Origin of the sequence: Streptomyces globosus (genome assembly GCF_003325375.1) — a bacterium.
GTDB lineage: Bacteria > Actinomycetota > Actinomycetes > Streptomycetales > Streptomycetaceae > Streptomyces > Streptomyces globosus_A.
On sequence record NZ_CP030862.1, the window covers coordinates 2,350,667 to 2,376,770 of the forward strand.

24 protein-coding genes and 1 riboswitch are annotated in these 26,104 nt (G+C 74.0%); of the genes, 20 read left to right on the forward strand and 4 right to left on the reverse strand.

Features of this window, described 5'->3' with window-relative positions; genetic code table 11:
• The first annotated feature begins 106 nt into the window (after positions 1 to 106).
• Positions 107 to 1,060, forward strand: coding sequence for a GlxA family transcriptional regulator (locus C0216_RS10665; protein WP_114055039.1), 954 nt, complete (start codon positions 107 to 109; stop codon positions 1,058 to 1,060).
• 81 nt (positions 1,061 to 1,141) lie between these two features.
• On the forward strand, positions 1,142 to 1,777 hold the full coding sequence (locus C0216_RS10670) for a DJ-1/PfpI family protein (protein ID WP_114055040.1): 636 nt from the start codon (positions 1,142 to 1,144) through the stop codon (positions 1,775 to 1,777).
• Here C0216_RS10670 and C0216_RS10675 read toward each other — a convergent pair.
• Positions 1,755 to 2,501 (reverse strand): enoyl-CoA hydratase/isomerase family protein, encoded by a 747-nt coding sequence (locus C0216_RS10675; RefSeq protein ID WP_114055041.1) that lies wholly within the window; start codon positions 2,499 to 2,501, stop codon positions 1,755 to 1,757. The genes C0216_RS10670 and C0216_RS10675 overlap by 23 nt on opposite strands.
• Positions 2,502 to 2,576: 75 nt before the next feature.
• Here C0216_RS10675 and C0216_RS10680 point away from each other — a divergent pair, with 75 nt between their 5' ends.
• Both C0216_RS10680 and C0216_RS10685 read left to right on the forward strand, forming a co-directional pair.
• Positions 2,577 to 3,242 (forward strand): HdeD family acid-resistance protein, encoded by a 666-nt coding sequence (locus C0216_RS10680; RefSeq protein WP_114055042.1) that lies wholly within the window; start codon positions 2,577 to 2,579, stop codon positions 3,240 to 3,242.
• A 129-nt stretch (positions 3,243 to 3,371) separates the two neighbouring features.
• A complete protein-coding gene (locus C0216_RS10685) occupies positions 3,372 to 3,869 on the forward strand; it encodes an ATP-binding protein (protein ID WP_114055043.1) in 498 nt (165 codons plus the stop codon).
• 9 nt (positions 3,870 to 3,878) lie between these two features.
• On the opposite strand, the gene idi is transcribed toward C0216_RS10685, so the two are convergent.
• Positions 3,879 to 4,478: an isopentenyl-diphosphate Delta-isomerase gene (gene idi / locus C0216_RS10690; RefSeq protein ID WP_114055044.1), complete on the reverse strand. Its 600-nt coding sequence runs from the start codon at positions 4,476 to 4,478 to the stop codon at positions 3,879 to 3,881.
• Between the two features lie 157 nt (positions 4,479 to 4,635).
• Entirely contained in the window at positions 4,636 to 5,952 is a 1,317-nt protein-coding gene (locus tag C0216_RS10695; protein ID WP_246042456.1) for a bifunctional class I SAM-dependent methyltransferase/N-acetyltransferase, read from the reverse strand.
• Between the two features lie 497 nt (positions 5,953 to 6,449).
• Here C0216_RS10695 and C0216_RS10700 point away from each other — a divergent pair, with 497 nt between their 5' ends.
• From C0216_RS10700 to C0216_RS10770, 15 genes are all read left to right on the forward strand, one after another.
• Complete coding sequence (locus C0216_RS10700; protein WP_114055046.1) at positions 6,450 to 8,249, forward strand: DUF5941 domain-containing protein; 1,800 nt, start codon at positions 6,450 to 6,452, stop codon at positions 8,247 to 8,249.
• Positions 8,246 to 8,998, forward strand: a complete 753-nt coding sequence (locus C0216_RS10705; protein ID WP_114055047.1) for a sugar phosphate nucleotidyltransferase — start codon at positions 8,246 to 8,248, stop codon at positions 8,996 to 8,998. Before C0216_RS10700 ends, C0216_RS10705 begins: the two co-directional genes overlap by 4 nt.
• On the forward strand, positions 8,986 to 10,047 hold the full coding sequence (locus tag C0216_RS10710) for an iron-containing alcohol dehydrogenase family protein (RefSeq protein WP_114055048.1): 1,062 nt from the start codon (positions 8,986 to 8,988) through the stop codon (positions 10,045 to 10,047). The genes C0216_RS10705 and C0216_RS10710 overlap by 13 nt, the downstream gene beginning before the upstream one ends.
• Positions 10,025 to 10,804: a CDP-alcohol phosphatidyltransferase family protein gene (locus tag C0216_RS10715; protein WP_114055049.1), complete on the forward strand. Its 780-nt coding sequence runs from the start codon at positions 10,025 to 10,027 to the stop codon at positions 10,802 to 10,804. The genes C0216_RS10710 and C0216_RS10715 overlap by 23 nt, the downstream gene beginning before the upstream one ends.
• Positions 10,801 to 11,694, forward strand: coding sequence for a glycosyltransferase family 2 protein (locus tag C0216_RS10720; protein ID WP_114055050.1), 894 nt, complete (start codon positions 10,801 to 10,803; stop codon positions 11,692 to 11,694). The genes C0216_RS10715 and C0216_RS10720 overlap by 4 nt, the downstream gene beginning before the upstream one ends.
• Positions 11,695 to 11,790: 96 nt before the next feature.
• Positions 11,791 to 12,720 (forward strand): ABC transporter permease, encoded by a 930-nt coding sequence (locus C0216_RS10725; RefSeq protein ID WP_114055051.1) that lies wholly within the window; start codon positions 11,791 to 11,793, stop codon positions 12,718 to 12,720.
• Positions 12,713 to 13,495: an ABC transporter ATP-binding protein gene (locus tag C0216_RS10730; RefSeq protein ID WP_114055052.1), complete on the forward strand. Its 783-nt coding sequence runs from the start codon at positions 12,713 to 12,715 to the stop codon at positions 13,493 to 13,495. The genes C0216_RS10725 and C0216_RS10730 overlap by 8 nt, the downstream gene beginning before the upstream one ends.
• Positions 13,496 to 13,851: 356 nt before the next feature.
• Positions 13,852 to 14,769: a squalene synthase HpnC gene (gene hpnC / locus C0216_RS10735; protein ID WP_114058585.1), complete on the forward strand. Its 918-nt coding sequence runs from the start codon at positions 13,852 to 13,854 to the stop codon at positions 14,767 to 14,769.
• Positions 14,766 to 15,734 carry a presqualene diphosphate synthase HpnD gene (gene hpnD / locus C0216_RS10740; RefSeq protein WP_428985416.1) on the forward strand — a complete coding sequence of 323 codons (969 nt, stop codon included), beginning with the start codon at positions 14,766 to 14,768 and terminating at the stop codon, positions 15,732 to 15,734. Before hpnC ends, hpnD begins: the two co-directional genes overlap by 4 nt.
• Positions 15,731 to 17,140, forward strand: coding sequence for a hydroxysqualene dehydroxylase HpnE (hpnE, locus tag C0216_RS10745; RefSeq protein ID WP_114055053.1), 1,410 nt, complete (start codon positions 15,731 to 15,733; stop codon positions 17,138 to 17,140). The genes hpnD and hpnE overlap by 4 nt, the downstream gene beginning before the upstream one ends.
• A gap of 53 nt (positions 17,141 to 17,193) precedes the next feature.
• On the forward strand, positions 17,194 to 18,288 hold the full coding sequence (locus tag C0216_RS10750) for a polyprenyl synthetase family protein (protein WP_428985417.1): 1,095 nt from the start codon (positions 17,194 to 17,196) through the stop codon (positions 18,286 to 18,288).
• 125 nt (positions 18,289 to 18,413) lie between these two features.
• Positions 18,414 to 20,531, forward strand: coding sequence for a squalene--hopene cyclase (gene shc, locus C0216_RS10755; RefSeq protein WP_246042460.1), 2,118 nt, complete (start codon positions 18,414 to 18,416; stop codon positions 20,529 to 20,531).
• Positions 20,531 to 21,196 carry a 1-hydroxy-2-methyl-2-butenyl 4-diphosphate reductase gene (locus C0216_RS10760; RefSeq protein ID WP_114055054.1) on the forward strand — a complete coding sequence of 222 codons (666 nt, stop codon included), beginning with the start codon at positions 20,531 to 20,533 and terminating at the stop codon, positions 21,194 to 21,196. Before shc ends, C0216_RS10760 begins: the two co-directional genes overlap by 1 nt.
• Before the next feature lie 5 nt (positions 21,197 to 21,201).
• Complete coding sequence (hpnH, locus tag C0216_RS10765; protein WP_114055055.1) at positions 21,202 to 22,233, forward strand: adenosyl-hopene transferase HpnH; 1,032 nt, start codon at positions 21,202 to 21,204, stop codon at positions 22,231 to 22,233.
• Positions 22,230 to 23,627 carry an aspartate aminotransferase family protein gene (locus C0216_RS10770; RefSeq protein WP_114055056.1) on the forward strand — a complete coding sequence of 466 codons (1,398 nt, stop codon included), beginning with the start codon at positions 22,230 to 22,232 and terminating at the stop codon, positions 23,625 to 23,627. Before hpnH ends, C0216_RS10770 begins: the two co-directional genes overlap by 4 nt.
• A gap of 49 nt (positions 23,628 to 23,676) precedes the next feature.
• Here the strand turns inward: C0216_RS10770 and C0216_RS10775 are convergent, their stop codons facing one another.
• Entirely contained in the window at positions 23,677 to 24,495 is an 819-nt protein-coding gene (locus tag C0216_RS10775; protein WP_114055057.1) for a tyrosine-protein phosphatase, read from the reverse strand.
• A gap of 310 nt (positions 24,496 to 24,805) precedes the next feature.
• A riboswitch (cyclic di-AMP (ydaO/yuaA leader) is annotated at positions 24,806 to 24,991 on the forward strand.
• A gap of 4 nt (positions 24,992 to 24,995) precedes the next feature.
• On the opposite strand from C0216_RS10775, the gene C0216_RS10780 reads away from it, so the two are divergent.
• Entirely contained in the window at positions 24,996 to 25,955 is a 960-nt protein-coding gene (locus C0216_RS10780) for a M23 family metallopeptidase (RefSeq protein ID WP_114055058.1), read from the forward strand.
• Positions 25,956 to 26,104 lie beyond the last annotated feature (149 nt).

Below are 26,104 nucleotides of genomic sequence, written 5' to 3' on the forward strand. Positions count from 1 at the left end.
CCCGCACCGCAGCCGGGGCGCCGCGGGGCCCCGCCCCGGGCCGATGGCCGGATAGGTGGGAAGCACGTCATTGCGGCCGCCCGGGCCGGGCTCACACCATGGAGCCATGTCACCCCGCAGCGTGCTCGCCGTCCTCTACGACGGCATGCAGAGCCTGGACCTGACCGGCCCCGTGGAGGTGTTCGCCGCGGTCTCGCACTTCCCGGGGCGGACGCCGTACGAGATCCGGACCGCGTCCCCCGACGGGCGTCCGGTGCGGACCGGCAGCGGCCTCACCCTCGTCCCCGACGGCTCCCTGGAGGACGAGCGGCCGGGCCCGGGCACCACCCTGCTCGTGCCCGGAGGACGCTACGGAGACTTCGACGCGCGGCTCACCGCCTGGCTGCGCGCCCACGGGGGTGGCGCGCAGCGGCTGGTGTCCGTGTGCACGGGCGGGCTGCTGCTCGCCGAGGCGGGGCTGCTCGACGGCCGCCGTGCCACGACGCACTGGTCGGCGTGCGAGCAGATGGCGCGCGACCATCCGCGCGTGGCCGTCGAACCGGACCCGATCTACGTACGCGACGGCTCCGTCGCCACTTCCGCCGGCGTCACGGCGGGCATCGACCTCGCCCTGGCCCTGGTCGAGGAGGACCACGGCAGGCAGGTCGCCCTGTCGATCGCCCGGCACCTGGTCGTCTTCCTGCGGCGCCCCGGCAACCAGGCCCAGTTCAGCGCGCAGCTCGCCGCCCAGACGGCGCTGCGGGAGCCGCTGCGCGAGGTCCAGCACTGGATCACCGAGCACCCGGGGGAGGACCTCGGCGTGGAGGCGCTCGCCGCCCGCGCGGGGCTCTCGCCGCGGCACTTCGCGCGGGCCTTCCAGGCCGAGACCGGGGTTACCCCGGGCCGGTACGTGCAGCACGTACGGGTCGAGCACGCGCGGCGGCTGCTGGAGGACAGCGGCGAGGGGGTGGCCCAGATCGCCCGGGCCTGCGGCTACGGCACCCCCGAGGCGCTGCGCCGCGCGTTCGTGAAGACCCTGGGCCAGCCGCCGGCGGAGTACCGCCGCCGCTTCGGCCGCTGACCCGCACCCGGCCGCCGCACACCGCCGTACGCCCACCCGACCGCATCCCGTTCCGTACCGGCGCACCCCTTCGGAGGAGACATGCAGATCGCCGTCCTGCTCTACGACGGTTTCACCGCCCTCGACGCCGTCGGCCCCTACGAGACCCTCGCCCACCTGCCCGGCACGGAGACCGTGTTCGTCGCCGAGCGCCCCGGCCCGGTGCGCTGTGACTCCGGCCGGCTGTCCCTCGTCGCCGAGAAGGCCCTCGACGAGGTGGTCAGCCCCGACATCCTCGTCGTCCCCGGCGGCCCCGCCCCCGAGACCCAGACCGGCGACCCGGCCGTCCTCGACTGGCTGCGGACCGTCGACACCGCCACCACCTGGACCGCCTCGGTGTGCACCGGCTCCCTGCTGCTCGCCGCCGCCGGCCTCCTCGACGGCCGCCGCGCCACGGGCCACTGGCTGTACCTGGACCGCCTCCCGGCGTACGGCGCCCGGCCCACCGGCGAGCGTGTCGTCTTCGACGGCAAGTACGTCACGGCCGCCGGGGTGTCCTCGGGCATCGACATGGGGCTGGCGCTGGTGGGCCGCCTCGCCGGGGACGAGCAGGCGCAGACCGTCCAGCTGATGATCGAGTACGACCCGCAGCCGCCCTACGACGCCGGCTCGCCCGAGAAGGCGCCGGCGGAGGTGGTCGCGCGGCTGCGCGGGGTCAGCCCCCTGCCGTCCAGGTGAAGGCGGGGGTCCGCCGCTCCAGGAACGCGGCGACGCCCTCCGCGGTGTCGCCGCTCGCGGCGGCCTCGGCCGCCCAGTGGGCGTCCCGGCCGGTCCGGCCGTCGGCGAACTCCTTCGCGGCCGCCTGCGTCAGCTGCGAGCGGGTCGTCAGGATGCGGGCGAATTCCGCGACCCGCCGCTCCAGCTGCCCGGCCGGCAGCAGCTCGTCGAGGAAGCCCGCCCGCAGGGCGTGCTCGGCGCCGATCAACTCGGCGGAGTAGAGGAGGTACTTGGCGGTGGCCGGGCCGACGAGGGAGACGAGCCGGCGCGTCGAGGAGGCCGGGTAGACGATGCCGAGCCGGGCCGGCGTCACCCCGAAGGAGGAGCCCTCCTCCGCGAACCGCAGGTCGCAGGCGGCGGCGAGCTGGCTGCCGCCGCCGACGCAGAAGCCGCGGATCGCGGCGATCGTCGGCTTCGGGAAGGCCGCCAGGGCCTCCTCGGCGAGGACGGCCAGGGCCTGCGGGTCCTCCTTCCCGGCCAGGGAGGAGATGTCCGCGCCGGCGCAGAAGGTCAGCCCGTCCCCGGTCAGCACCAGCACGCGCACCGCCCGATCGGCGGACAGGGCGTCCAGCAGTTCCGGAAGCGCCCGCCACATCGCCGCGGTCATGGCGTTGCGCTTCGCGGGGTGGGAGATGACGACGGTGGCGACGCCGTCGTCGACCGAGTGCAGGAGGGCTGCGTCCATGCGCCGGATGCTATCCCGGGCGGCCGATCCTATGATCGGGGAGTCCGACGGGGGGCGCTGAAAGGTGGCACGCCCATGGGCGCAGACCCGGCAGACGGCGCAGACCCCCCGCCCGGCGGCCTCGACGCCAAGGGGACGAAGAAGCTCAGGCGGAGCTACGCGCTGCTGGCCCTGCTCGGCGCGGTCCTGGTCCTCGGCGGGCTGGTCGGCCTGGTGTACGCGGGGCTCGCGACGCTCACGTCGATGTTGCTGTTCGGCTGGCTGCTGCTGGTCGGCGGCATCGTGGGCCTCGTCCAGGCCGTGCAGTCGCGGGGCAGCAGCCACTTCTGGCTGACCGTCATGGTCGCCGCCGTCAACATCGCCGCGGGCTTCGTGGTGCTGCGCCGCCCCGAGGCCAGTGCCGAGGCGCTGACGATGTTCGCCGCGCTGCTGTTCCTCGTCGCGGGCGTCTTCCGGCTGGTCGGGGCGATCGTGGTCCGGGGCGCGCACTTCGGGCTGACGCTCGTCCAGGGCGCCTTCGGTATCGTGCTGGGCCTGCTGATCCTCGCGAGCTGGCCCAGCAGCAGCCTGTACGTGATCGGGACCTTCTTCTCCCTCGCCCTGCTCTTCGACGGGCTGGCGCTGATGGCGCTGGGCGTGGGGGCGCGGCGCGTGCTGCGTCTGGTCGGTCAGGAGGGCGGCGGGGACGGGCGAGCGGCCGGGGAGGGCCCCGCAGGGGATCAGGATCAGTCGCACAACTGACGCTGTCATACGCCGCCGGTCGGAAAGCGGCCGAATCCCGCCGAGTTGTGGTCAGCGGTCCGGTCCGCACCGCACGTTCCCCACTCTGGACGAGTGGAGACGATCGAGTGCGAAGGACGGGGCCGGGAGATGGAAGTCAGCGGGGGCGTCCCGCCGGTCGAGGCGGGTGAGCCGGAGGCCCCGGCCGGACCGCTCGCGTACGAAGGCGTGTGGCGGTTCACCGTGCCCGCCGTTGAAGAATCCGTTCCGCAGGCCCGCCGGGCGGTCCGCGACCTGCTCGGCCGCCAGGGCGTGCCGGCCGACCGGGACCTCGTGTACTCCCTGCTGCTGATCGTCTCCGAACTGGTGACGAACTCGGTGCGGCACGCGGCCCTGCTGTCCCCAGAGGTGGCCGTCGAGGTCGCGATCGGCAGGGAGTGGGTACGGGTGGCCGTCGAGGACAACCACCCCTACCGGCCCAAGGCGCTGGAGGCCGACTTCGGGCAGACCGGCGGCCGCGGCCTGCTGCTCGTCCGCGAGACCACCCGGGAGGCCGGAGGGGTCTGCGACGTCGAGCACACCGCGGCGGGCGGCAAGGTCATCTGGGCGGCCCTGCCGCTCGCCGTACCGCCCGCCCGGACGCACTGAGCGGCGGGCCTACCAGCCGGCCGCGTCGCCCGTCAGCTCGCGGATCGCCGGCCGGGCCGCGTCCAGCACCGTCATGAACCACGCCGAGAACGGCACCTCGGCGTGGCGCTTCTCCAGCTCCCCGGGGGTCACGAACGCGGTGTCGGCGACCTCTTCCGGGTCAGGGCGCAGCGCCGCCTGCGCGAGTCCCACGAACAGGTGGTTGTACTCCTGCTCCACCAGACCCGAATCGGGGTCGGGGTGGTTGTAGCGGACCGTGCCCGCCTCGGCCATCAGCGACGGCGACAGGCCCAGCTCCTCGTGCGTCCGCCGGGCGGCGGCGGCGAACGGGGACTCCCCGGGGTAGGGGTGACCGCAGCACGTGTTCGACCAGACGCCGGGCGAGTGGTACTTGCCCAGCGCCCGCTGCTGGAGCAGGAGGCGGCCCTGCTCGTCGAAGAGGAACACGGAGAAGGCCCGGTGCAGCAGGCCGGGCGCCTGGTGGGCGGAGAGCTTCTCCGCCGTGCCGATGGTGTTGCCGGACTCGTCGACCAGTTCGAGCATGATCGGTTCTTGAGTGCCGGTGCCGTGGGGCGCGCTGTTCGCGGCGGTGGCTGGTGTGGTCGGCATACCCATCCTTCGCTTCGGACTCAGGCCCCCCAGTCTGCCCCACGCGCGACACTCGTCCGCACTTCGCCGATTCGCGCATGTCTGCCCCGGCTGCGTGGTAGGCGGCCGGTGCGGCGCGCGGAAACCCCGCCCTGCGCGCCGCACCGGCCCGGCGGGCCTACCCGCCGAAGGGCGCCGCGTAGGCGATCGTGCCCCGCGGAAGCGGCGCCGCCGCGTCGAGCACCAGCGCCATCAGCGCCTCGTCCGGCACCTCGAACGGCGCCCGGATCCCGAACCGCGAGGCCGGGACGAACCCGAACCGCGGGTAGTACTCCGGGTGCCCCAGCACCAGTACGAGGGACTCCCCGCGCTCCTGCGCCGCCGCGAGCAGCGCCCGTACGACGGCGCTGCCGGCCCCCGAGCGCTGGAGCGCAGGGTCGACGGCCACCGGGGCGAGGGCGAGGGCCGGCGCACCGCCGACCTCGCAGCGGGTCAGCAGGGCGTGCGCCGCGACCGACCCGTCCGGGCCCTCCGCCACGTACGACAGCCCCGGCAGCCATGCCGGGTCCGTGCGCAGTGCGTCGACGAGGTCCGCCTCCAGCGGGGTTCCGAAGGCCGCCAGGTTGACGGCCCGTACGGCGGCCGCGTCCGCGGGGGCCTCCGGCCGGGTCGGCCAGGCCGCCGCCCTGCCGGCGTCCGCCGGGCGCAGGACGTAGCCGGTGTAGCCGTACTCGCGGCCGTGCCGGGAGCGTACGGCGATCTCCTCGCGGGCCTCGGCCAGCGCGGCGGCGTCCGCCGCCGCGGGGGCGTCCCCCGCCCGGGCGCGGGCCTCGGCCCCGGCGATCCGCTCGGCGAGCGGCCCGTAGTACGCGGCCCAGTCGGAGTCCGGCAGCAGGTGCACCCCGAGGACCCGGTAGCCGGCCGCCTGCGCCGCCGCGAGGTTGCGGGCGGTGTGGCGCAGGGGACAGCGCGGGTCCCAGAAGGCGCGGGCCCCGGCGGATGGCTCCTCCGCGGTCCACTCGCACTCGGTGAGCACGAGGGTCCCGCCGGGCGCGAGCAGCGGCTTCCACCGCGTGAGCGCGGCGTCGAAGCCCAGGACGTACGCCGAGCCCTCCGCCCACACCAGGTCGAAGGACCCGGCGGGGAAGGGGAGCGCGGCCAGGTCCGCCTCGACGGGGCGGATCCGGTCGGCGAGCCCGCGCTCCGCCGCGGCGGAGCGGAGCTCGTCGAGGAAGGGGCGGTGCAGGTCGACGGCGGTCACCTCGGCGGCCGGGCCGGCCTCCTGCGCGAGGAGGAGGGCGCTGCGGCCGGGGCCGCAGCCGAGGTCCAGGATCCGCGGCCGCTCGGGCAGGGGACCGCACAGCGACAGCAGGTGCCGGGTGGTGGCGTCGGAGCCGGGGGCCTGCCGGGGCAGGCCCGCGTGGAGGGCGAAGAACGCCTCCACGAGCTCGGCGCGGGTGCAGTGATCGGAAGGAGAACCGGAATGGTCGGTCAACGTGAACCCTCGAAGGGAAAGGGGCACCCGCCGACGGGCCGGATCGCTGGGATCAGGCCCGGCCGGGCACCCGCAGGGAAAGGGGGACGAACCGGAGCCCGCTGCGCACGGCAGCGACTGCTGCGACGGCCATCAACCCACCTCCCGGATCCCCGGAACCCCTACGCCGGCTGCTCGGCCGATCCGTACCGGTCCCCGTCCGCCCGCGAAGGGCGGCCGCTCCTCGTCGCGGTCCGCCCGGTGCGGGACCGCCTCCTGCCGCTCCGCCGGCCGGAGCCGGCGTGAGCCGCCCCACTTTAACATCCGGGGGTTTGTCGCACCTCGGCACGATCACCGATGATGATCGCGCCGAGGCGCCCGGACACCGGGGCCGCCGGCGCCGGGGAGCCAAACGGGTGGTGAGCCCGTGCTTCCCGTCATCCGATAGCCTCAGCCGACGTGCTGCCGCGCCCCCGTGCGGCGTCTGCCGCCGTGATCGCCGCAAGGAGTGAGTTCGTCTGTCGACCGTCATCCTCACCGGTCTGCCGGTCCCCGGATCACCGCTCGCGGAAGAGCTGCGCTCCCTCGGCTTCGACGTGCGCACCGCGGCCGCCCCGGCGGACGCGGCCGCGGTCCTCGCCGCCGTCCCCGCCGACCAGCGGGTGGCCGTCGTGGACAGCGCCTTCGTCGGGCACGTCCATGCGCTGCGCCTCGCGTTGACCGACCCGCGCTTCGACGCGTGCGCGGTCACCGGTGCCCTCACCGTCCGGCCGGCCGCGCGCGCGGCCCTCGACAAGGCCGCCGCGCTGCCCGAAACGGAAGCCGGCGACGGCCCCTGGGCCGACCGGCTCGCCGCCGCCGTCGAGGCCGCCGGGACCCCGGTCCAGCGGCCGGAGCTGGGCAGCCTCGTCGCCGCCGTCCCCGCGACCGCGGCGGAGCGGCAGGCCGCCGAGGCCGCCGTCGCGGCCGTGGACGAGGAGGCGGTGCGCCTGCGCTCCGCCGTGAAGTCCCGGGACGGGTTCTTCACCACCTTCTTCATCAGCCCCTACTCGCGCTACATCGCCCGCTGGTGCGCCCGCCGCGGCCTGACCCCCAACCAGGTCACCACCGCCTCGCTGGCCACCGCGCTCGTCGCCGCCGGCTGCGCCGCCACCGGCGAGCGCTGGGGGTACGTCACCGCGGGCGTGCTGCTGCTCGTCTCGTTCGTCCTGGACTGCACCGACGGGCAGCTGGCCCGCTACTCGCTCCAGTACTCGACGATGGGCGCCTGGCTCGACGCCACCTTCGACCGGGCGAAGGAGTACTCCTTCTACGCGGGCCTCGCGCTGGGCGCCGCCCGCGGCGGCGACGACGTGTGGGGGCTCGCGCTCGGCGCCATGATCCTCATGACCTGCCGGCACGTCGTGGACTTCTCCTTCAACGAGGCCAACCACGACGCGACCGCGAACACCAGCCCCACCGCGGCCCTCTCCGACCGGCTCGACAGCGTCGGCTGGACCGTCTGGCTCCGCCGGATGATCATCCTGCCGATCGGCGAGCGCTGGGCGATGATCGCCGTCCTGACGGCCTGCACCACCCCCCGCATCGTCTTCTACGCGCTGCTCGCCGGCTGTGCGTTCGGCGCGCTCTACACCACCGCCGGCCGGGTGCTGCGCTCGCTCACCCGCAAGGCCCGGCGCACCGAGCGCGCCGCCCGCGCCCTGGCCGACCTGGCCGACACCGGCCCGGTCGCCGAGCTCGCCGCCCGCGCCGCGGGCCGCGTCCTCGGCCGTACGGCGCCGGCCGCGGGGCTCGCCGCCGCCGTGGCCGGCTCGGCCGGCCTGCTGTGGACGGCCTGGGCACAGCCCTTCGGCGCCTGGCAGACCGCGGCGGCTGCCGCCGGCTACGCGGTGCTCGCCGGGGTCGCCGTCGCCCGCCCCCTGGCCGGGGCGCTCGACTGGCTGATCCCGCCCGTCTTCCGGGCCGCCGAGTACACCACCGTGCTGGTCCTGGCCGCCAAGGCGGACGTCCCCGGAGCCCTCCCGGCGGCATTCGGACTGGTCGCGGCGGTCGCCTACCATCACTACGACACGGTCTACCGCATCCGCGGCAACGCGGGCGCGCCCCCGCACTGGCTCGTGCGGACGATCGGCGGCCACGACGGCCGGGTGCTGCTGACCGCGGTCCTGGCCGCCGTCCTGGCGACGCGCGCCGCGGACTTCCGCTTCGCGCTCACCGCCCTGGCCGTCGCCGTGGCAACCGTGGTGCTCGCCGAGAGCATCCGCTTCTGGGTCTCCTCCGGGGCACCCGCCGTACATGACGAAGGAGAACCAGCATGATCGGCCTTGTCCTCGCTGCCGGTGCCGGACGCCGCCTGCGTCCCTACACCGACACCCTGCCCAAGGCCCTCGTGCCCGTCGGCCCCGAGGGCGACGAGGAGAGCCTGACGGTCCTCGACCTGACCCTCGGCAACTTCGCCGCCGTCGGCCTCACCGAGGTCGCCATCGTCGTCGGCTACCGCAAGGAGGCCGTCTACGAGCGCCGCGAGGCCCTGGAGGCCAAGTACGGGCTCTCGATCACGCTGATCGACAACGACAAGGCAGAGGAGTGGAACAATGCCTACTCCCTGTGGTGCGCGCGCGAGGTCCTCGGCCGCGGTGTGATCCTCGCCAACGGCGACACCGTCCACCCGGTCTCCGTCGAGGAGACCCTCCTCGCCGCCCGCGGCGACGGCAAGAAGATCATCCTCGCCCTCGACACGGTCAAGAGCCTGGCCGACGAGGAGATGAAGGTCGTCACCGCCGACGGCCGCGGCGTGCAGAAGATCACCAAGCTGATGGACCCGGCCGACGCCACCGGCGAGTACATCGGCGTCACCCTCATCGAGCCCGAGGCCGCCCAGGCCCTCGCCGAGGCCCTGAAGACCACCTTCGAGCGCGACCCGGACCTCTACTACGAGGACGGCTACCAGCAGCTCGTCAACGACGGCTTCGCGATCGACGTGGCCCCCATCGGCGACGTCAGGTGGGTGGAGATCGACAACCACGACGACCTCGCCAAGGGCCGGACGATCGCATGCCAGTACTGACGAGGCTCATCCCCTCCCCGGTCGTCGTCGACATCAGCCGGGGCGCCATGGACGACCTGGCCGGCCTCCTGGCCGACCAGCGGATCTCCGCGTCCGGCAAGCTGGCCATCGCCATCAGCGGCGGCTCCGGCCAGGTGCTGCGCACCAAGCTGGAGCCGGTGCTGCCGCACGCCGACTGGTACGCGGTCGTCGACGGCACCATCGACTCGGCCGTCAAGCTCGCCGACGACATAAAGGGCCGCCGCTACGACGCCGTCGTGGGCCTGGGCGGCGGCAAGATCATCGACGTGGCGAAGTACGCCGCGGCGCGGGTCGGCCTGCCCATGGTGGCCGTCGCCACCAACCTGTCCCACGACGGCATCTGCTCGCCGGTCGCTACCCTCGACAACGACAACGGCCGCGGCTCCTACGGCGTGCCCACCCCGATCGCGATGGTCATCGACCTCGACGTGATCAAGGAGGCGCCCGTCCGGTTCGTCCGCGCCGGCATCGGCGACGCCCTCTCCAACATCTCCGCCATCGCCGACTGGGAGCTGTCGCACGAGGTCAACGGCGAGGCCGTCGACGGCCTCGCCGCCGCGATGGCCCGCACCGCCGGCGAGGCCGTGCTGCGCCACCCCGGCGGCTGCGGCGACGACGAGTTCCTCACGGTCCTCGCCGAGTCCCTCGTCCTGACCGGCATCGCCATGTCGATCAGCGGGGACACCCGCCCCGCCTCCGGTGCCTGCCACGAGATCAGCCACGCCTTCGACCTGCTCCACCCCGGGCGCTCCGCGCTCCACGGCGAGCAGGTCGGCCTCGGCGCCGCCTTCGCGATGCACCTGCGGGGCGCCGTCGAGCAGTCCGGGCTCTTCGCCGAGGTGCTGCGCCGCCACGGCCTGCCGGTCCTCCCCGAGGAGATCGGCTTCAGCGCGGAGGAGTTCGTCGCCGCGGTCGAGTACGCACCCCAGACCCGCCCCGGGCGTTTCACGATCCTGGAGCACCGCAACCTGTCCGCCGCCGATATCAGGGACGCTTACGCCGACTATGCCAAGACCATCCGTAGCTGAGCTCCGGCCCGTCGTTCACCCGGAGGGCGTGAAGGACCGGCGCAGCGGCGAGCACTGGGGCGGCCGCCTGTACATGCGCGAGGTCTCCCTGCGCATCACCCGCCTCCTGGTCACCACCAAGGTCACGCCGAACCAGCTGACCTACGTGATGACCCTGGCGGGCGTCCTCGCGCTGCCCGCGCTGCTCGTGCCGGGCGTCTGGGGCGCCGTCCTCGGCGTGGTCGCCGTCCAGCTCTACCTGCTGCTGGACTGCGTCGACGGCGAGGTCGCCCGCTGGAAGAAGCAGTACTCCCTCTCCGGGGTCTACCTGGACCGGGTCGGCGCCTACCTGTGCGACGCGGCCGTCCTGGTCGGCCTCGGCCTGCGCGCCGCCGACCTGTGGGGCGGCGGCCGGATCGACTGGCTGTGGGCCTTCCTCGGCACCCTCGCGGCGCTCGGCGCGATCCTGATCAAGGCGGAGACCGACCTGGTCGGCGTCGCCCGGCACCAGGGCGGGCTGCCCCCGGTCAAGGAGGCCGCCGCCGAGCCGCGCTCCTCCGGCATGGCCCTGGCCCGCCGGGCCGCTGCCGCCCTCAAGTTCCACCGCCTGATCCTCGGCATAGAGGCCTCGCTGCTGATCCTGCTGCTGGCCGTGCTGGACCAGATCCAGGGCGGCCTGTACTTCACCCGCCTCGGCGTGGCCGTCCTGGCCGGCATCGCGCTGCTGCAGACGGTGCTCCACCTCGTGTCCGTCCTCGCCTCCAGCAGGCTGCGGTGAGCGCCCCGCTGCGCGTCGGCGCGGTCGTCATCACCATGGGCAACCGCCCCGACGAGCTGAAGGCGCTCCTCGACTCCGTCGCCCGCCAGGAGGGCGACCCGGTCGAGGTCGTCGTCGTCGGCCAGGGCGTGGACCCCGCGGCTTTCGCCGACCCCGCGGCCGGCGTGCGCACCGTCGCCCTGCCCGAGAACCTCGGCATCCCCGGCGGCCGCAACGTCGGCATCGAGGCCTTCGGCCCCGGCGGCAGCGACGTCGACATCCTGCTCTTCCTCGACGACGACGGGCTGCTGGAGCGCACCGACACCGCCGAGCTGTGCCGCCGCGCCTTCGCGGAGGACCCCCGGCTGGGCATCGTCAGCTTCCGCATCGCCGATCCGGAGACCGGCACCACTCAGCGGCGGCACGTGCCCCGGCTGCGCGCCTCGGACCCGATGCGGTCCTCCCGGGTCACCACCTTCCTCGGCGGCGCCAACGCCGTGCGGACCGCGGTCCTCGGCCAGGTCGGCACCCTCCCGGCGGAGTTCTTCTACGCCCACGAGGAGACCGACCTGGCCTGGCGGGCCCTCGACGCCGGGTGGATGATCGACTACCGGGCGGACATGGTGCTGCTGCACCCGGCGACCGCCCCCTCCCGGCACGCGGTCTACCACCGTATGGTGGCCCGTAACAGGGTGTGGCTCGCCCGCCGCAACCTGCCCCTCCCGCTGGTCCCGGTCTACGTGGGCGTCTGGCTGCTGCTGACGCTCCTGCGCAGGCCCTCCGGGCCGGCGCTCAAGGCGTGGTTCGGCGGCTTCAGGGAGGGCTGGACCACCCCCTGCGGTCCCCGGCGCCCGATGAGGTGGCGTACGGTCTGGCGGCTGACCCGGCTGGGTCGACCGCCTGTCATCTGACACGCTGGCGTTTGAGAACATGGCGCGACCAGGGACAGAGCGCCTCTCGTCCCCGGTCCGCCTCTGCCGCATCGTGAAGACGGAAAGTTTCAACTTGTGAGTGACACAACCCAGGATGGCGCCCTCGCCACGAGCAAGCCGCCGTCCGAAGACGCGGGGCTGACCCCTGCTGAGCTCGCCAGGAAGTACGGCCTGTCCGTCAGCGGTGCCCGGCCGAGCCTGCCCGGCTACGTGCGGCAGCTCTGGGAGCGGCGCCACTTCATCATGGCGTTCTCCCGGGCCAAGCTGGTCGCCCAGTACAGCCAGGCCAAGCTCGGCCAGCTGTGGCAGGTGGCGACGCCGCTGCTCAACGCGCTCGTGTACTACCTGATCTTCGGCCTCATCCTGAACGCGGGCCGCGGCATGGAGAAGGGGGTCTACATCCCCTTCCTCGTCATCGGCATCTTCGTCTTCACGTTCACGCAGAGCTCGCTGATGGCGGGCGTGCGGGCCATCCCGTCCAACCTGGGCCTGGTCCGCGCCCTGCACTTCCCGCGCGCCTCCCTGCCGATCTCCTTCTCGATGCAGCAGCTCCAGCAGCTGATGTACTCGATGATCGTCGTGCTGGTCGTCGCGGTCATCTTCGGCAGCTACCCCTCGCTGTCGTGGCTGCTGGTGATCCCCGCCCTGGTGCTCCAGTTCGTCTTCAACACCGGCCTCGCGCTGATCTTCGCGCGCATGGGCGCCAAGACCCCGGACCTCGCCCAGCTGATGCCGTTCCTGACGCGCACCTGGATGTACGCCTCCGGCGTCATGTTCTCGATCAACGAGATGCTCAAGGACCGCCCGGCGTGGATCGCGGACGTCCTCCAGTGGAACCCCGCGGCGATCTACATGGACCTGATCCGCTTCGCGCTGATCGACGGCTACGGCAGCGAGAACCTCCCGCCGCACGTCTGGGCCTTCGCCGTCGGCTGGGCCGTCGTCATCGGCCTCGGCGGCTTCGTGTACTTCTGGAAGGCTGAGGAGCGCTACGGCCGTGGCTGAGAACAACAGGGGCTCGATCCCCACCGTCATCGCCGACGACGTGCACATCGTCTACCGCGTCAACACCGGCAGCTCCGGCCGCGGCAGCGCCACGGCGGCGCTCAGCAAGATACTCCGCAGGGGCAAGGGAGACGCGCCCGGCGTCCGCCGCGTCCACGCCGTGCGCGGGGTGTCCTTCACCGCCTACCGCGGCGAGGCCATCGGCCTCATCGGCTCCAACGGCTCCGGCAAGTCGACGCTGCTGCGCGCCATCGCGGGCCTGCTGCCCTGCGAGTCCGGCAAGGTCTACACCGACGGCCAGCCGTCGCTGCTCGGCGTCAACGCGGCCCTGATGAACGACCTCACGGGCGAGCGGAACGTCGTCCTCGGCGGCCTGGCCATGGGCATGAGCCGCGAGCAGATCCACGAGCGGTACCAGGACATCGTCGATTTCTCCGGAATCAACGACAAGGGCGACTTCATCTCCCTGCCGATGCGCACGTACTCCTCCGGCATGGCCGCACGCCTGCGCTTTTCCATCGCGGCGGCCAAGGACCACGACGTGCTGATGATCGACGAGGCGCTCGCCACCGGCGACCGCAAGTTCCAGGTGCGCTCCGAGGCGCGGATCCGCGAGCTGCGCCAGCAGGCCGGAACCGTCTTCCTGGTGAGCCACAACAACAAGTCGATCCGCGATACCTGCAGCCGCGTCCTGTGGCTGGAGAAGGGCGAACTCCTGATGGACGGGCCCACCGACGAGGTGGTCTCGGCATACGAGAAGGCGTCCGGTCACTGAACGTGACGGCATGGGGCCCCCGCCGCGCCGAGCAGCGGGGGTCCTCGCATGTCCCGGCCCTGCGCGGGACATTTCACGCCCGACATTCGGTGGCGCAGTGAATACCCCAGAGCGTTCCGCGGCGTTGTACAGCGTAAGCTGGGGCGGTCTTGAATCGCGGCAAGAGGGGACGATTCCCCGCAGGTGAACGGCCTGGGACCCCCCGGGGAAAGTCCGGCGGCGTGTCCGAAATAGGATGCATTGGGTCGGCAGTGTAGAACGGGAGATATGACGGCAATGGCTACGGGAATTCTCCGGCCCCCAGGCATTACGGCCGTCCCCGCCGCGGGCGGCGGGCGGTGACCCCGGCGCACGGCATCCGTCCCCGGCCGGCCCCGGCCCCCGACGCCCACACGAGCGCCACCCTCGACAAGGCCCGGACGGAGAACTTCCCCGTGGCCCCCGCGTTCCTCCCGCGCGCCTGGCGCGACGGCCTGACCGCCGTCTACGGATACGCCCGCCTCGTCGACGACATCGGCGACGGCGACCTCGCCCCCGGCGGCCGCGACGCCGTCCTCCTCGGCCTCGATGCCGCCGCCGCGGACGACCGGCCGGCGATGCTCGACGCCCTCGAAGCCGACCTGGGGCGCGTCTTCGCCGCCGGGCCACCGCCCCGCCACCCGCTCCTCGCGGCCCTGCGGCCCGTCGTCCGCGACCACGGCCTCACCCCCGAGCCGTTCCGCGCCCTGATCGAGGCCAACCGCCAGGACCAGCACACCACGCGCTACGCGACGTACGGCGACCTCCTCGCCTACTGCGAGCTGTCCGCGAACCCCGTCGGCCGCCTCGTCCTCGGCCTGACCGGCACCGCCACCCCCGAGCGGATCCGCCGGTCCGACGCGATCTGCACCGCCCTCCAGATCGTCGAACACCTCCAGGACGTCTCCGAGGACCTGCGCCGCGACCGCATCTACCTCCCCGCCGAGGACATGCGCCGCTTCCGCGTCGGCGAGGCCGACCTCGCCGCACCGACCGCCGGCGCCTCCGTCCGCTCCCTCATCGCCCACGAGGCCGCCCGCGCCCGGGACCTCCTCGACGAGGGCACCCCGCTCGTCGGCAGCGTCCGCGGCCGCCTGCGCCTGCTCCTCGCCGGCTTCACCGGCGGCGGCCGCGCCGCCCTGCGCGCCATCGCCGACGCCGGTTTCGACGTCCTGCCCGGCCCGCCCAAGCCCACCGGGAGCGGCCTGCTCCGCGAGGTGGCCGCCGTCCTGCGCACCGCGCCGAGAAAGGGGTGAGCCCGACCGTGGAGGGTTCCGCACACACCACCGCGCCGTCCGCGCAGGTCCAGGCTGCCTACAGCTACTGCGAGGCCGTCACCGGCACGCAGGCGCGCAACTTCGCCTACGGCATCAGGCTGCTGCCCGCCGACAAGCGGCAGGCCATGTCCGCGCTCTACGCCTTCTCCCGGCGCGTCGACGACATCGGCGACGGCACCCTGCCGCCCGACGCCAAGCTCGCCCGCCTGGAGGAGACCCGCGCCCTGCTCGGCAGGGTCCGCTCCGGCGCCGTCGACGAGGACGACACCGACCCCGTCGCGGTCGCCCTCGCCCACGCCGCCCGCCGCTTCCCCATCCCCCTCGGCGGACTCGACGAGCTCATCGACGGCGTCCTCATGGACGTCCGCGGCGAGACCTACGCCACCTGGGACGACCTGAAGACCTACTGCCGCTGCGTCGCCGGAGCCATCGGCCGGCTCTCCCTCGGCGTCTTCGGCACCACCGCCGGCGCCGGGCCCCGAGCCGAGCACGCCTCCGCATACGCCGACACCCTCGGCCTCGCCCTCCAGCTCACCAACATCCTGCGCGACGTCCGCGAGGACGCCGGCAACGGCCGCACCTACCTGCCCGCCGAGGACCTCGCCAAGTTCGGCTGCGACCCGGCCGACTTCCGCACCGGCCGGCTCCCCGCCTCCGCCGACTTCGCCGGACTCGTCCACCACGAAGTCCGCCGCGCCCGCGCCCTGTTCGCCGAGGGCTACCGGCTGCTGCCGCTCCTCGACCGCCGCAGCGGGGCCTGCGTCGCCGCGATGGCCGGCATCTACCGCCGCCTCCTCGACCGCATCGAACGCGAACCGGACGCCGTCCTCCGCGGCCGCGTCTCGCTGCCCACCCACGAGAAGGCGTACGTCGCCGTCCGCGGCCTGTCCGGCCTCGACGCGCGGACCATCACCCGCCAGAGCACGCGGAGGCGCACCCGATGACCCCCACGACCGGCTCCGAGGACCCCGCCCGCACCGCCGGCCGGCGCGCCGTCGTCGTCGGCGGCGGCCTCGCCGGCACCACCGCGGCCCTCGAACTCGCCGACGCCGGCCTGCAGGTGACCCTCCTGGAGGGCCGCCCCCGCCTCGGCGGCCTCGCGTTCTCCTTCAAGCGCGGCGACCTCACTGTCGACAACGGCCAGCACGTCTACCTCCGCTGCTGCACCGCCTACCGGTGGTTCCTCGACCGGGTCGGCGGCGCCGCCCTCGCCCCGCTCCAGGACCGGCTCGACGTCCCCGTCCTCGACGTCGCCCACCCCCGCGGCCCCCGCCTCGGCCGGCTGCGCCGCAACGCCCTGCCGGTCCCCCTGCACCTGGCGGCCTCCCTCGCCCGCTACCCGCACCTCACGCCCGCCGAACGCGCCGGAGTCGGCCGCGCCGCCCTCGCCCTGGGCCGCCTCGACCCCGCCGACCCGGCCCTCGACGGCATCGACTTCGCGACCTGGCTGGGCCGCCACGGGCAGAGCCCGCGCACCGTCGAGGCCCTGTGGGACCTCATCGGCGTCGCCACCCTCAACGCCACCGCCGACCGCTCCTCCCTCGGCCTGGCCGCCATGGTCTTCAAGACCGGCCTGCTCTCCGGCAACGGCTCCGCCGACATCGGCTGGGCCCGCGTCCCCCTCGGCCACCTGCACGACACCCTCGCCCGCGCGTCCCTCGACGCCGCCGGCGTCCGCACCGAACTGCGCGCCCGCGCCGCCTCGCTCACCCGCACCGCGGACGGCGCCTGGCAGGTCGCCACCGAGGACGGCACCCTCGACGCGGACACCGTCGTCCTCGCCGTCCCCCAGCGCGAGGCCCACGCACTGCTCCCGCCCGGCGCCCTCGCCGACCCCGACCGGCTCCTCGACATCGACACCGCCCCCATCCTCAACGTCCACGTCGTCTACGACCGCAAGGTGCTCCGGCAGCCCTTCTTCGCCGCCCTCGGCACCCCCGTCCAGTGGGTGTTCGACCGCACCGACTCCTCCGGACTGCCCGACGGCGGCCAGTACCTCGCCGTCTCCCAGTCCGCCGCCCAGGACGACATCGACGAACCGGTCTCCGTGCTGCGCGCCAAGTACCTCCCCGAGCTGGAGCGCCTCCTGCCCGCCGCACGGGGCGCGAAGGTACGGGACTTCTTCGTGACCCGGGAGCGGACCGCCACGTTCGCCCCCACCCCCGGCGTCGGCCGGCTCCGCCCCGGCGCGCGGACCGACACGCCGGGCCTCTATCTCGCCGGTGCGTGGACCGCCACCGGCTGGCCCGCGACCATGGAGAGTGCCGTCCGGAGCGGATGGGACGCGGCGCACGCCGCCCTCACCGCGCTCGGCCGCCACCGCGCCCACCCCCTGACGGAGGCGGCATGACGATCATCAGCACGAACGGCAGCGCAGCACGCACAGGAAACAGAGGAGAGCCAGTGAACCCGGGGAACCCGGCTGTCGAGAACACGGATGCCGGCAAGGGAGCCGCGCAGGCGGCCGCGGCGGACACGCTCGCCCTCCTGGAGCGCGGGCGCACGCTGTCCACCCCCGTGCTCCGCGCCGCGGTCGACCGGCTCGCCGCGCCCATGGACACCGTCGCCGCCTACCACTTCGGCTGGATCGACGCCCACGGCAACCCGGCGGACGGCGACGGCGGCAAGGCCGTCCGCCCCGCCCTCGCCCTGCTGTCCGCCGAGGCCGCCGGCGCCCCCGCCGAGGTCGGCATCCCCGGCGCCGTGGCCGTCGAACTCGTCCACAACTTCTCGCTGCTGCACGACGACCTGATGGACGGCGACGAGCAGCGCCGCCACCGCGACACCGTCTGGAAGGTCCACGGCCCCGCCCAGGCCATCCTCGTCGGCGACGCCCTCTTCGCCCTCGCCAACGAGATCCTGCTGGAGCTCGGCACCGTCGAGGCCGGCCGCGCCACCCGCCGCCTGACGACGGCCACCCGCAAGCTCATCGACGGGCAGGCGCAGGACATCTCCTACGAGCACCGCGAGCGCGTGAGCGTCGAGGAGTGCCTGGAGATGGAGGGCAACAAGACCGGCGCCCTCCTCGCCTGCGCCGTCTCCATCGGTGCCGTCCTCGGCGGCGCCGACGACCGCACCGCCGACAAGCTGGAGGAGTACGGCTACCACCTCGGCCTCGCCTTCCAGGCCGTCGACGACCTCCTCGGCATCTGGGGCGACCCCGAGTCCACCGGCAAGCAGACCTGGAGCGACCTGCGGCAGCGCAAGAAGTCCCTCCCGGTCGTCGCCGCCCTCGCCGCGGGCGGCCCCGCCGCCGAGGAACTCGGCGAACTCCTCGCCGCCGACGCCAAGAGCAACGACTTCGAGAACTTCTCCGAGGAGGAGTTCGCCGCCCGCGCCGCCCTCATCGAAGCGGCCGGCGGCCGCGCCTGGACCGCGGAGGAGGCGCGCCGCCAGCACGCCGTCGCCATCCGGGCCCTCGACGGCGTCGACATGCCCCAGCGGGTCCGCGACCAGCTGACCGCCCTCGCCGACTTCGTCGTCGTACGCAAGAAGTGACCGCCACCCTCGTCACCCGGGTACGGATATGACGCGCGAGTCGCCGGCCGGCGCCCCCACCTGAGCGGCGCCGGCCGACGGCAGACCCCAGCACAGCAGAAGCCACTGCACGTTAAGGGGAAGCCATGACAGCGACGACCGACGGCACCGGCTCCCGGGACGCCGATCCGGAGGACACCACCACGGCCCCGCCGCCCGCCGGCACGGCCCGTACCGGCCTGCGCGCCGGCTCCCGCACGGGCAACCGGGGCGGGGCCGGCCGCACCGCCCCCGCCCGCCCCGCCGGAGCGGACCTCCCGCAGCCCGCCGGGCCGCCCGGCGTCCACGACGCCGCCGCGCGGGCCGTGCGCCACCTCCTCGACCGGCAGGACCCGGCCGGCTGGTGGAAGGGCGACCTGGAGACCAACGTCACCATGGACGCCGAGGACCTGCTGCTGCGCCAGTTCCTCGGCATCCGCGACGAGGCCACCACCGCGGCCGCCGCCCGCCACATCCGCGGCGGCCAGCGCGCCGACGGCACCTGGGCCACCTTCCACGACGGCCCCCCCGACCTGTCCGCCACCGTCGAGGCGTACGTCGCCCTGCGCCTGGCCGGCGACGCACCCGACGCCCCCCACATGGCCCGCGCCTCCGCCTGGATCCGCGCCCACGGCGGCATCGCCGCCGCCCGCGTCTTCACCCGGATCTGGCTCGCCCTCTTCGGCTGGTGGAGCTGGGACCACCTGCCCGAACTCCCGCCCGAACTGGTCTTCCTGCCGCCCTGGGTGCCGCTGAACATCTACGACTTCGGCTGCTGGGCCCGGCAGACCATCGTCCCGCTGACGGTCGTCTCGGCGCTCCGCCCCGTCCGCCCCGGGCCCTTCGCCCTGGACGAGCTCCACACCGACGCGCGCCGGCCCGTCCCTCCCCGCACCTACGCCCCCCTCGCCACCTGGGACGGGCTCTTCCAGCGCATGGACCGGGCCCTGCACCTCTACCGCCGGTTCGCGCCGCGCCCGCTGCGCCAGGCGGCCATGGACGCCGCCGCCCGCTGGATCATCGAACGGCAGGAGAACGACGGCTGCTGGGGCGGCATCCAGCCCCCGGCCGTCTACTCCCTGATCGCCCTCCACCTCCTCGGCTACGACCTCGGGCACCCCGTGATGCGGGCCGGCCTGGACTCCCTGGACCGCTTCGCCGTCTGGCGCGAGGACACCGCCCCCGGACCCGACGGCCTCCCCGCCGGCCCCGCACCCGTCCGCATGGTCGAGGCCTGCCAGTCCCCGGTCTGGGACACCTGCCTCGCCGCGATCGCCCTCGCGGACGCAGGCCTGCCCCCCGACCACCCGGCCCTCGTCAAGGCCGCCGACTGGATGCTCGGCGAGGAGATCACCCGCACCGGCGACTGGGCCGTCCGCAGACCCGGACTCGCCCCCGGAGGCTGGGCGTTCGAGTTCCACAACGACAACTACCCCGACATCGACGACACCGCCGAAGTGGTCCTGGCCCTGCGCCGCGTCGCCCACCCCGACCCCGACCGCCTGGACGCCGCAGTCGACCGCGCCGTCACCTGGACCCTCGGCATGCAGTCCGGCGACGGCGCCTGGGCCGCCTTCGACGCCGACAACACCAGCACCCTGCCCAACCGGCTGCCCTTCTGCGACTTCGGGGAGGTCGTCGACCCGCCCTCCGCCGACGTCACCGCCCATGTCGTCGAGATGCTCGCCGCCGAGGGCCGCGCCCACGACCCGCGCACCCGCCGCGGCATCACCTGGCTCCTCGACCGGCAGGAGCCCGACGGGAGCTGGTTCGGCCGCTGGGGCACCAACTACGTCTACGGCACCGGCTCCGTCCTCCCGGCCCTCGCCGCCGCCGGAATCCCCGCCTCCCACCCCGCCGTCCGGCGCGCCGTCGCCTGGCTGGAGTCCGTACAGAACGACGACGGCGGCTGGGGCGAGGACCAGCGCTCCTACCAGGACCCCCGGACCTGGGCCGGACGCGGAGCCTCCACCCCCTCGCAGACCGCCTGGGCGCTGATGGCGCTCCTGGCCGCCGGGGAGCGCGGCAGCAAGGCCGTCGAACGCGGCATCGCCCACCTCGTGCGCACCCAGCTCCCCGACGGCACCTGGGACGAGCCGCACTTCACGGGCACCGGCTTCCCCTGGGACTTCTCCATCAACTACCACCTCTACCGGCACGTGTTCCCGCTCACCGCCCTCGGCCGCTACCTGTACGGGGACCCCTTCACGCCCGGGACGCACTGATGCCCGCAGCCGCCCGGCCCGGCGCCCCCGCGGCCGCCCCGCTGCTCGTCGCCTGCGCCCTGCGCATCGAGCGGGCCGCCCTCGGCGGCGGACGGGGGGCACCGCCCGGCACCACCGTCCTGCGCACCGGGATGGGGCCGCGGGCCGCCGAGCGGGCCGTCGTACGGGCCCTGGCGGCGCCGGAGCTGGCCGGCGCGGCCGTCCTCGCCACCGGCTTCTGCGCCGGGCTCGTCCCCGGCATGCACCCCGGCGACCTCGTCGTCGCCGAGGAGGCCCGCGACCCCCGGGGAACCGTCGCCTGCACCGGCGTTTCCCGGCTCGCGGAGGCGCTGGCCCGCGCCGCACCCGACCGCACCGTGCACACCGGGGTCCTGACCGGCTCCGACCACGTCGTCCGCGGGCAGGAGCGGGCCCGGCTGCGCGCCGGGGGCGCCATCGGCGTCGACATGGAGTCGGCGGCCACCCTGTGGGCCGCGAGCCGGGCCGCCGGCGCGGACGGCGCGATCCGCCCCGTTGCGGCCGTCCGGGTGGTCGTGGACGCCCCGGAGCACGAGCTCGTCCGCATCGGCACCCTCCGCGGTGGAATATCGGCCTTCCGTGTACTGCGTGCCCTACTGCCTGCTTTTCACGACTGGCACCGTTCTTCGCCGCTCCCCAGGAGGTGAGCCAGATGGCCATGCCGCTGCGACAGTCCATCAGGGTCGGGACCTATCTGCTCGAACAGAAGCTCCGCAAGCGCGACAAGTTCCCCCTGATCGTCGAGTTGGAGCCGCTCTACGCCTGCAACCTGGCCTGTGAGGGCTGCGGGAAGATCCAGCACCCGGCGGGGGTGCTCAAACAGCGCATGCCGGTCGCCCAGGCGGTCGGAGCCGTCCTGGAGTCCGGGGCGCCGATGGTGTCCATCGCGGGCGGGGAGCCGCTGATGCACCCGCAGATCGACGAGATCGTCCGCCAGTTGACAGCCCGCCGCAAGTACGTCTTCCTGTGCACGAACGCGCTGCTGCTCCGCAAGAAGATCGCCAAGTTCGCCCCGTCCCCCTACTTCGCCTTCGCCGTGCACATCGACGGGCTGCGCGAGCGCCACGACGAGTCCGTGGCCAAGGAGGGCGTCTTCGACGAGGCCGTCGAGGCCATCAGGGAGGCGAAGAGGCGCGGGTTCCGGGTGACGACGAACTCCACGTTCTTCAACACCGACACCCCGCAGACGGTCATCGAGGTGCTGAACTACCTCAACGACGACCTCCAGGTCGACGAAATGATGATCTCACCTGCCTACGCCTACGAAAAGGCACCCGACCAGGAGCACTTCCTGGGCGTCGACCAGACCAGAGAACTCTTCAGGAAGGCCTTCGCAGGCGGAAACCGCCGCCGCTGGCGCCTCAACCACTCGCCGCTCTTCCTGGACTTCCTGGAGGGCCGGGCCGATTTCCCCTGCACCGCCTGGGCCATTCCCAATTACTCCCTCTTCGGCTGGCAGCGCCCCTGCTACCTGATGAGCGACGGGTACGTGCCCACCTACCGGGAGCTGGTCGAGGAGACCGACTGGAGCAGGTACGGCCGCGGCAAGGACCCGCGGTGCGCGAACTGCATGGCGCACTGCGGCTACGAGCCGACCGCCGTCCTCGCCACCATGGGCTCGCTGAAGGAGTCGCTGCGCGCGGCCCGCGAGACGCTCGGCGGCAGCCGGGCCGGCCGGCGGTGACCGGGGGAGCGGGCTCCGGTTTCGACCTGCGGGCCCTGCTGGCCGAGCGCGGCGCCGAGGGGTACGAGCTGCACGCGCGCCACCTCAACCCGCAACTGCCCCGGATGCTGCACACCATCGGCTTCGACAGGGTCTACGAGCGGGCCGAGGGCGCCCATTTCTGGGACGCCGAGGGCAACGACCACCTGGACATGCTGGCCGGGTTCGGGGTCATGGGGCTCGGCCGCCACCACCCGGTGGTGCGCCGGGCGCTGCACGACGTCCTCGACGCCGGACTCGCCGACCTGACCCGCTTCGACTGCCCGCCGCTGCCGGGCCTGCTCGCGGAGCGGCTGCTCTCGTACAGCCCCCACCTGGACCGCGTCTTCTTCGGCAACAGCGGCACCGAGGCCGTCGAGACCGCCCTGAAGTTCGCCCGGTACGCCACCGGGCGGCCCAGGGTCCTCTACTGCGACCACGCCTTCCACGGGCTGACGGCCGGCGCGCTGTCGGTCAACGGGGAGCGCGGCTTCCGCAACGGCTTCGCGCCACTGCTGCCCGACACCCGGATCCCGCTCGGCGACCTGGCCGCCCTGGAGCGGGAGCTGCTCCGGGGGGACGTGGCCGCGTTCGTCGTCGAGCCCGTCCAGGGCAAGGGCGTGCACGCCGCCCCGCCGGGCTTCCTGGCCGCCGCCCAGGAGCTGCTGCACCGGCACAAGGCGCTGCTCATCGCCGACGAGGTGCAGACCGGCATCGGACGTACCGGCGACTTCTACGCGTACCAGCACGAGCCGGGTGTCGAACCGGACCTGGTGTGCGTCGCCAAGGCGCTGTCCGGGGGGTACGTCCCCGTCGGCGCAACCCTGGGCCGGGACTGGATCTTCCGCAAGGTGTACTCCTCCATGGACCGGGTGCTCGTCCACTCCGCCAGCTTCGGCTCCAACGCGCAGGCGATGGCGGCCGGGCTCGCCGTGCTCGCCGTCATGGAGGACGAGCAGCTGGTGGCCCGCGCCCGTGCGATGGGCGAGCTGCTGCGCGGGCGGCTCGCCGCGCTCGTCGGCGACTACGAGCTGCTGCACGAGGTGCGGGGGCGGGGCCTGATGATCGGCATCGAGTTCGGGCGGCCGTCGTCGCTGGGGCTGCGCAGCCGGTGGACGGTGCTCCAGGCCGCCCGCAAGGGGCTCTTCGCCCAGATGGTCGTGGTGCCGCTGCTGCGCAGGCACCGGATCCTGACCCAGGTGTCGGGGGACCGCCTGGAGGTCATCAAGCTGATTCCGCCGCTGGTGATCGACGAGGCGGACGTCGACCGGTTCGTCGGGGCCTTCCGCGAGGTCATGGACGAGGCGCACGACGGGGGCGGGCTGATGTGGGAGTTCGGCCGGACGCTCGTCAGGCAGGCGGCCGGGGGGAGCTGAGCGGTCCGGGGGCGCCGGCGGCCGGCCGGCGCCCTCAGGCCCCGGGAGCTCAGGCGAGCAGCCGGTCGCGGAGGCGGTCCAGGGTGGCGGGGGCCAGGCGCAGGCCCTCGGTCAGGTAGCGGTCGGTGCCGCCCCAGTGCGCGTCGATGGTGTCGAAGGCCGCGGCCAGGTACGCGGCGCGGGCGTCGAAGAGCGGCGCGAGCAGTTCCGTCGCCTCGGGGGAGCGGGCCTCGGGGATGCCGCTGCCGGGGCGCACGCGGTAGCGGCGGTGCGGGGCGTTCGACTCCAGGTAGTCCGCCAGGATCGCCTCCCGCTCCACCCCCAGTGCGAGGAGCGTGACGGCGACCGCCACCCCGGCCCGGTCCTTGCCTGCGGCGCAGTGCATGAGCGCCGGGACGCTGTCCTCGGCCAGCGCGTGCAGTACCCGGCCGTGCTCGGCGGTGCGCTCCACGACCATCGCGCGGTAGGAGGCGGTCATCCGCGCGGCGGCCCTGCCGTCGCCGAGGATGCCGCGGAGCTGCTCGGTGTCGCCGTCGCGCACCATCGACCAGAAGTCCGCGCCGGCGGCCGGGTCGGAGAGCGGAATGTTCAGGTTGCGCACGCCGGCGAGCGGGATGTCGGGCCCCTCCAGGGCCTGGTCGACGGCGTTGCGGAAGTCGAAGACGGTGTGCAGGCCCAGTGATTCGAGGAACTCTGTATCGGTTTCGGTGGCATGCGCCAGATGTCCGCTTCGGTAGAGTCGTCCCGACCTGACCCGGCGTCCGTCGAGGGTCGGGAGGCCGCCCACGTCGCGGAAGTTGCGTACGCCGGCCAGTTGCGGCTCGGGCGCCGGTCCGGCCGGAGGGGGCGCGGGTATCTGCTGGGTCACGTGGATCCTCCGCATCGTCACCGGATGTCCGAATTGAGCTGCTTGGGGCCAACGTGCCGCTGTCGGAGGGGAGATCGGGCGCAGCCCCGTGAGCCAGATCATACGGTGACCGTGCGTGCCCGAGAAGGAAACGCGAAAGCCCCGGCCGGAAGGCCTGTTGGCACAAGCGAATGGACACAGGGTGACCGGAATTCCGCCGGAAACGCGTTCCTGTGAATCCGTCAGGTAATTCGCGGCTTGTTCCGTCCCGTCGGACTGGATTACCTTCGCGACCGATCCGGACGGACCGCCTAATCCTGCCGCCGCCCGGAAACCGCACTCGACCATTCACGCGACCGGCAGGAGCGGGGGAACCAGGTAGGCCGCCGTCGCCGGAGTTCCCCCTCCGGAAACGGCTCGGGGTGAAGCCGCGCACGTCCCGCTCGCGGGGCCGTGCCGGCCGGACAGCTCCCGGTCCGAACCCGACAGCTCACCTCGCAGGCGCCGGAGAGGAATCCGCCATGCCGGCCAAGGGCAAGCACCGCCGTCCGAAGTCCCGCTCGATAGCCCGGGGCTTCGCCGCCGCCGGAACCGGGGGCGCCGCGCTCGCGCTCCCGCTCGTCGGCGCCGCCGGCGCCCACGCGGCTCCCGCCGCCGCCCCGCACGCCCCCTCGGCGGTGCAGGCGCAGCCCATTGCCGCCGCACCGGCCGCCGCCCCCGCCCCTGCCGTGTACACCGTCGTGCCGGGGGACTGCCTCTCCACCATCGCCGCGGACCGGGGCGTCGAGGGCGGCTGGCAGCAGCTGTACGCCGACAACCGGGAGGCCGTCGGCGCCGACCCGTCGCTGATCCACCCCGGCCTCCGGCTCAGCCTCGGCGCGCCGGGCGGCGCCGGCGCCGCGGCGCCGGCCCAGGCCGCAAAGCCCGCCGGCAAGCCCGCCGCCGCGCCGAAGAAGCAGGCCCCGGCCCCGGCGGCAGCAGCCGCCGCCGGCCAGCGCACCGCCAAGGCCGCAGCCGACCGGCAGGCCGCCGCCCCGAAGGCGTCCGCCCCGAAGGCCGCCGCACCCGTCGCCGCCGGCGCCTTCGTCGCCCCCGTCGGCGGCGGCGTCTCCACCGCGTACAGGATGTCCGGCGCCATGTGGTCCAGCGGCTACCACACCGGCGTCGACTTCATCGCAAGCTCCGGCACCCAGGTGCGCGCCGTCGGCGCCGGCACCGTCGTCTCCGCCGGCTGGGGAGGCGCGTACGGCAACGAGGTCGTCATCCGGCACGCCGACGGCAAGTACTCCCAGTACGCCCACCTCTCCCAGCTGTCCGTGACCGCCGGCCAGAGCGTCACCGCCGGCCAGGGCATCGGCCTCTCCGGCTCCACCGGCAACTCCACCGGCCCGCACCTCCACTTCGAGATCCGCACCGGCCAGTCCTACGGCTCCGACATCGATCCGATCGCCTACCTCCGCTCCAAGGGCGTCACCATCTGAACCCCGCCCCGGCAGGGGCGGCGGCCGGACCCGTGCGGGGCCGGGGCCCGAGGGGGGTCCCGGCCCCGCACGCCTCTATTCCGAACCGACCGGGTGGTATAGATCACGGACCGTCAACCCCTTCCTACGGTGGCGTAGGTCACGTGGCG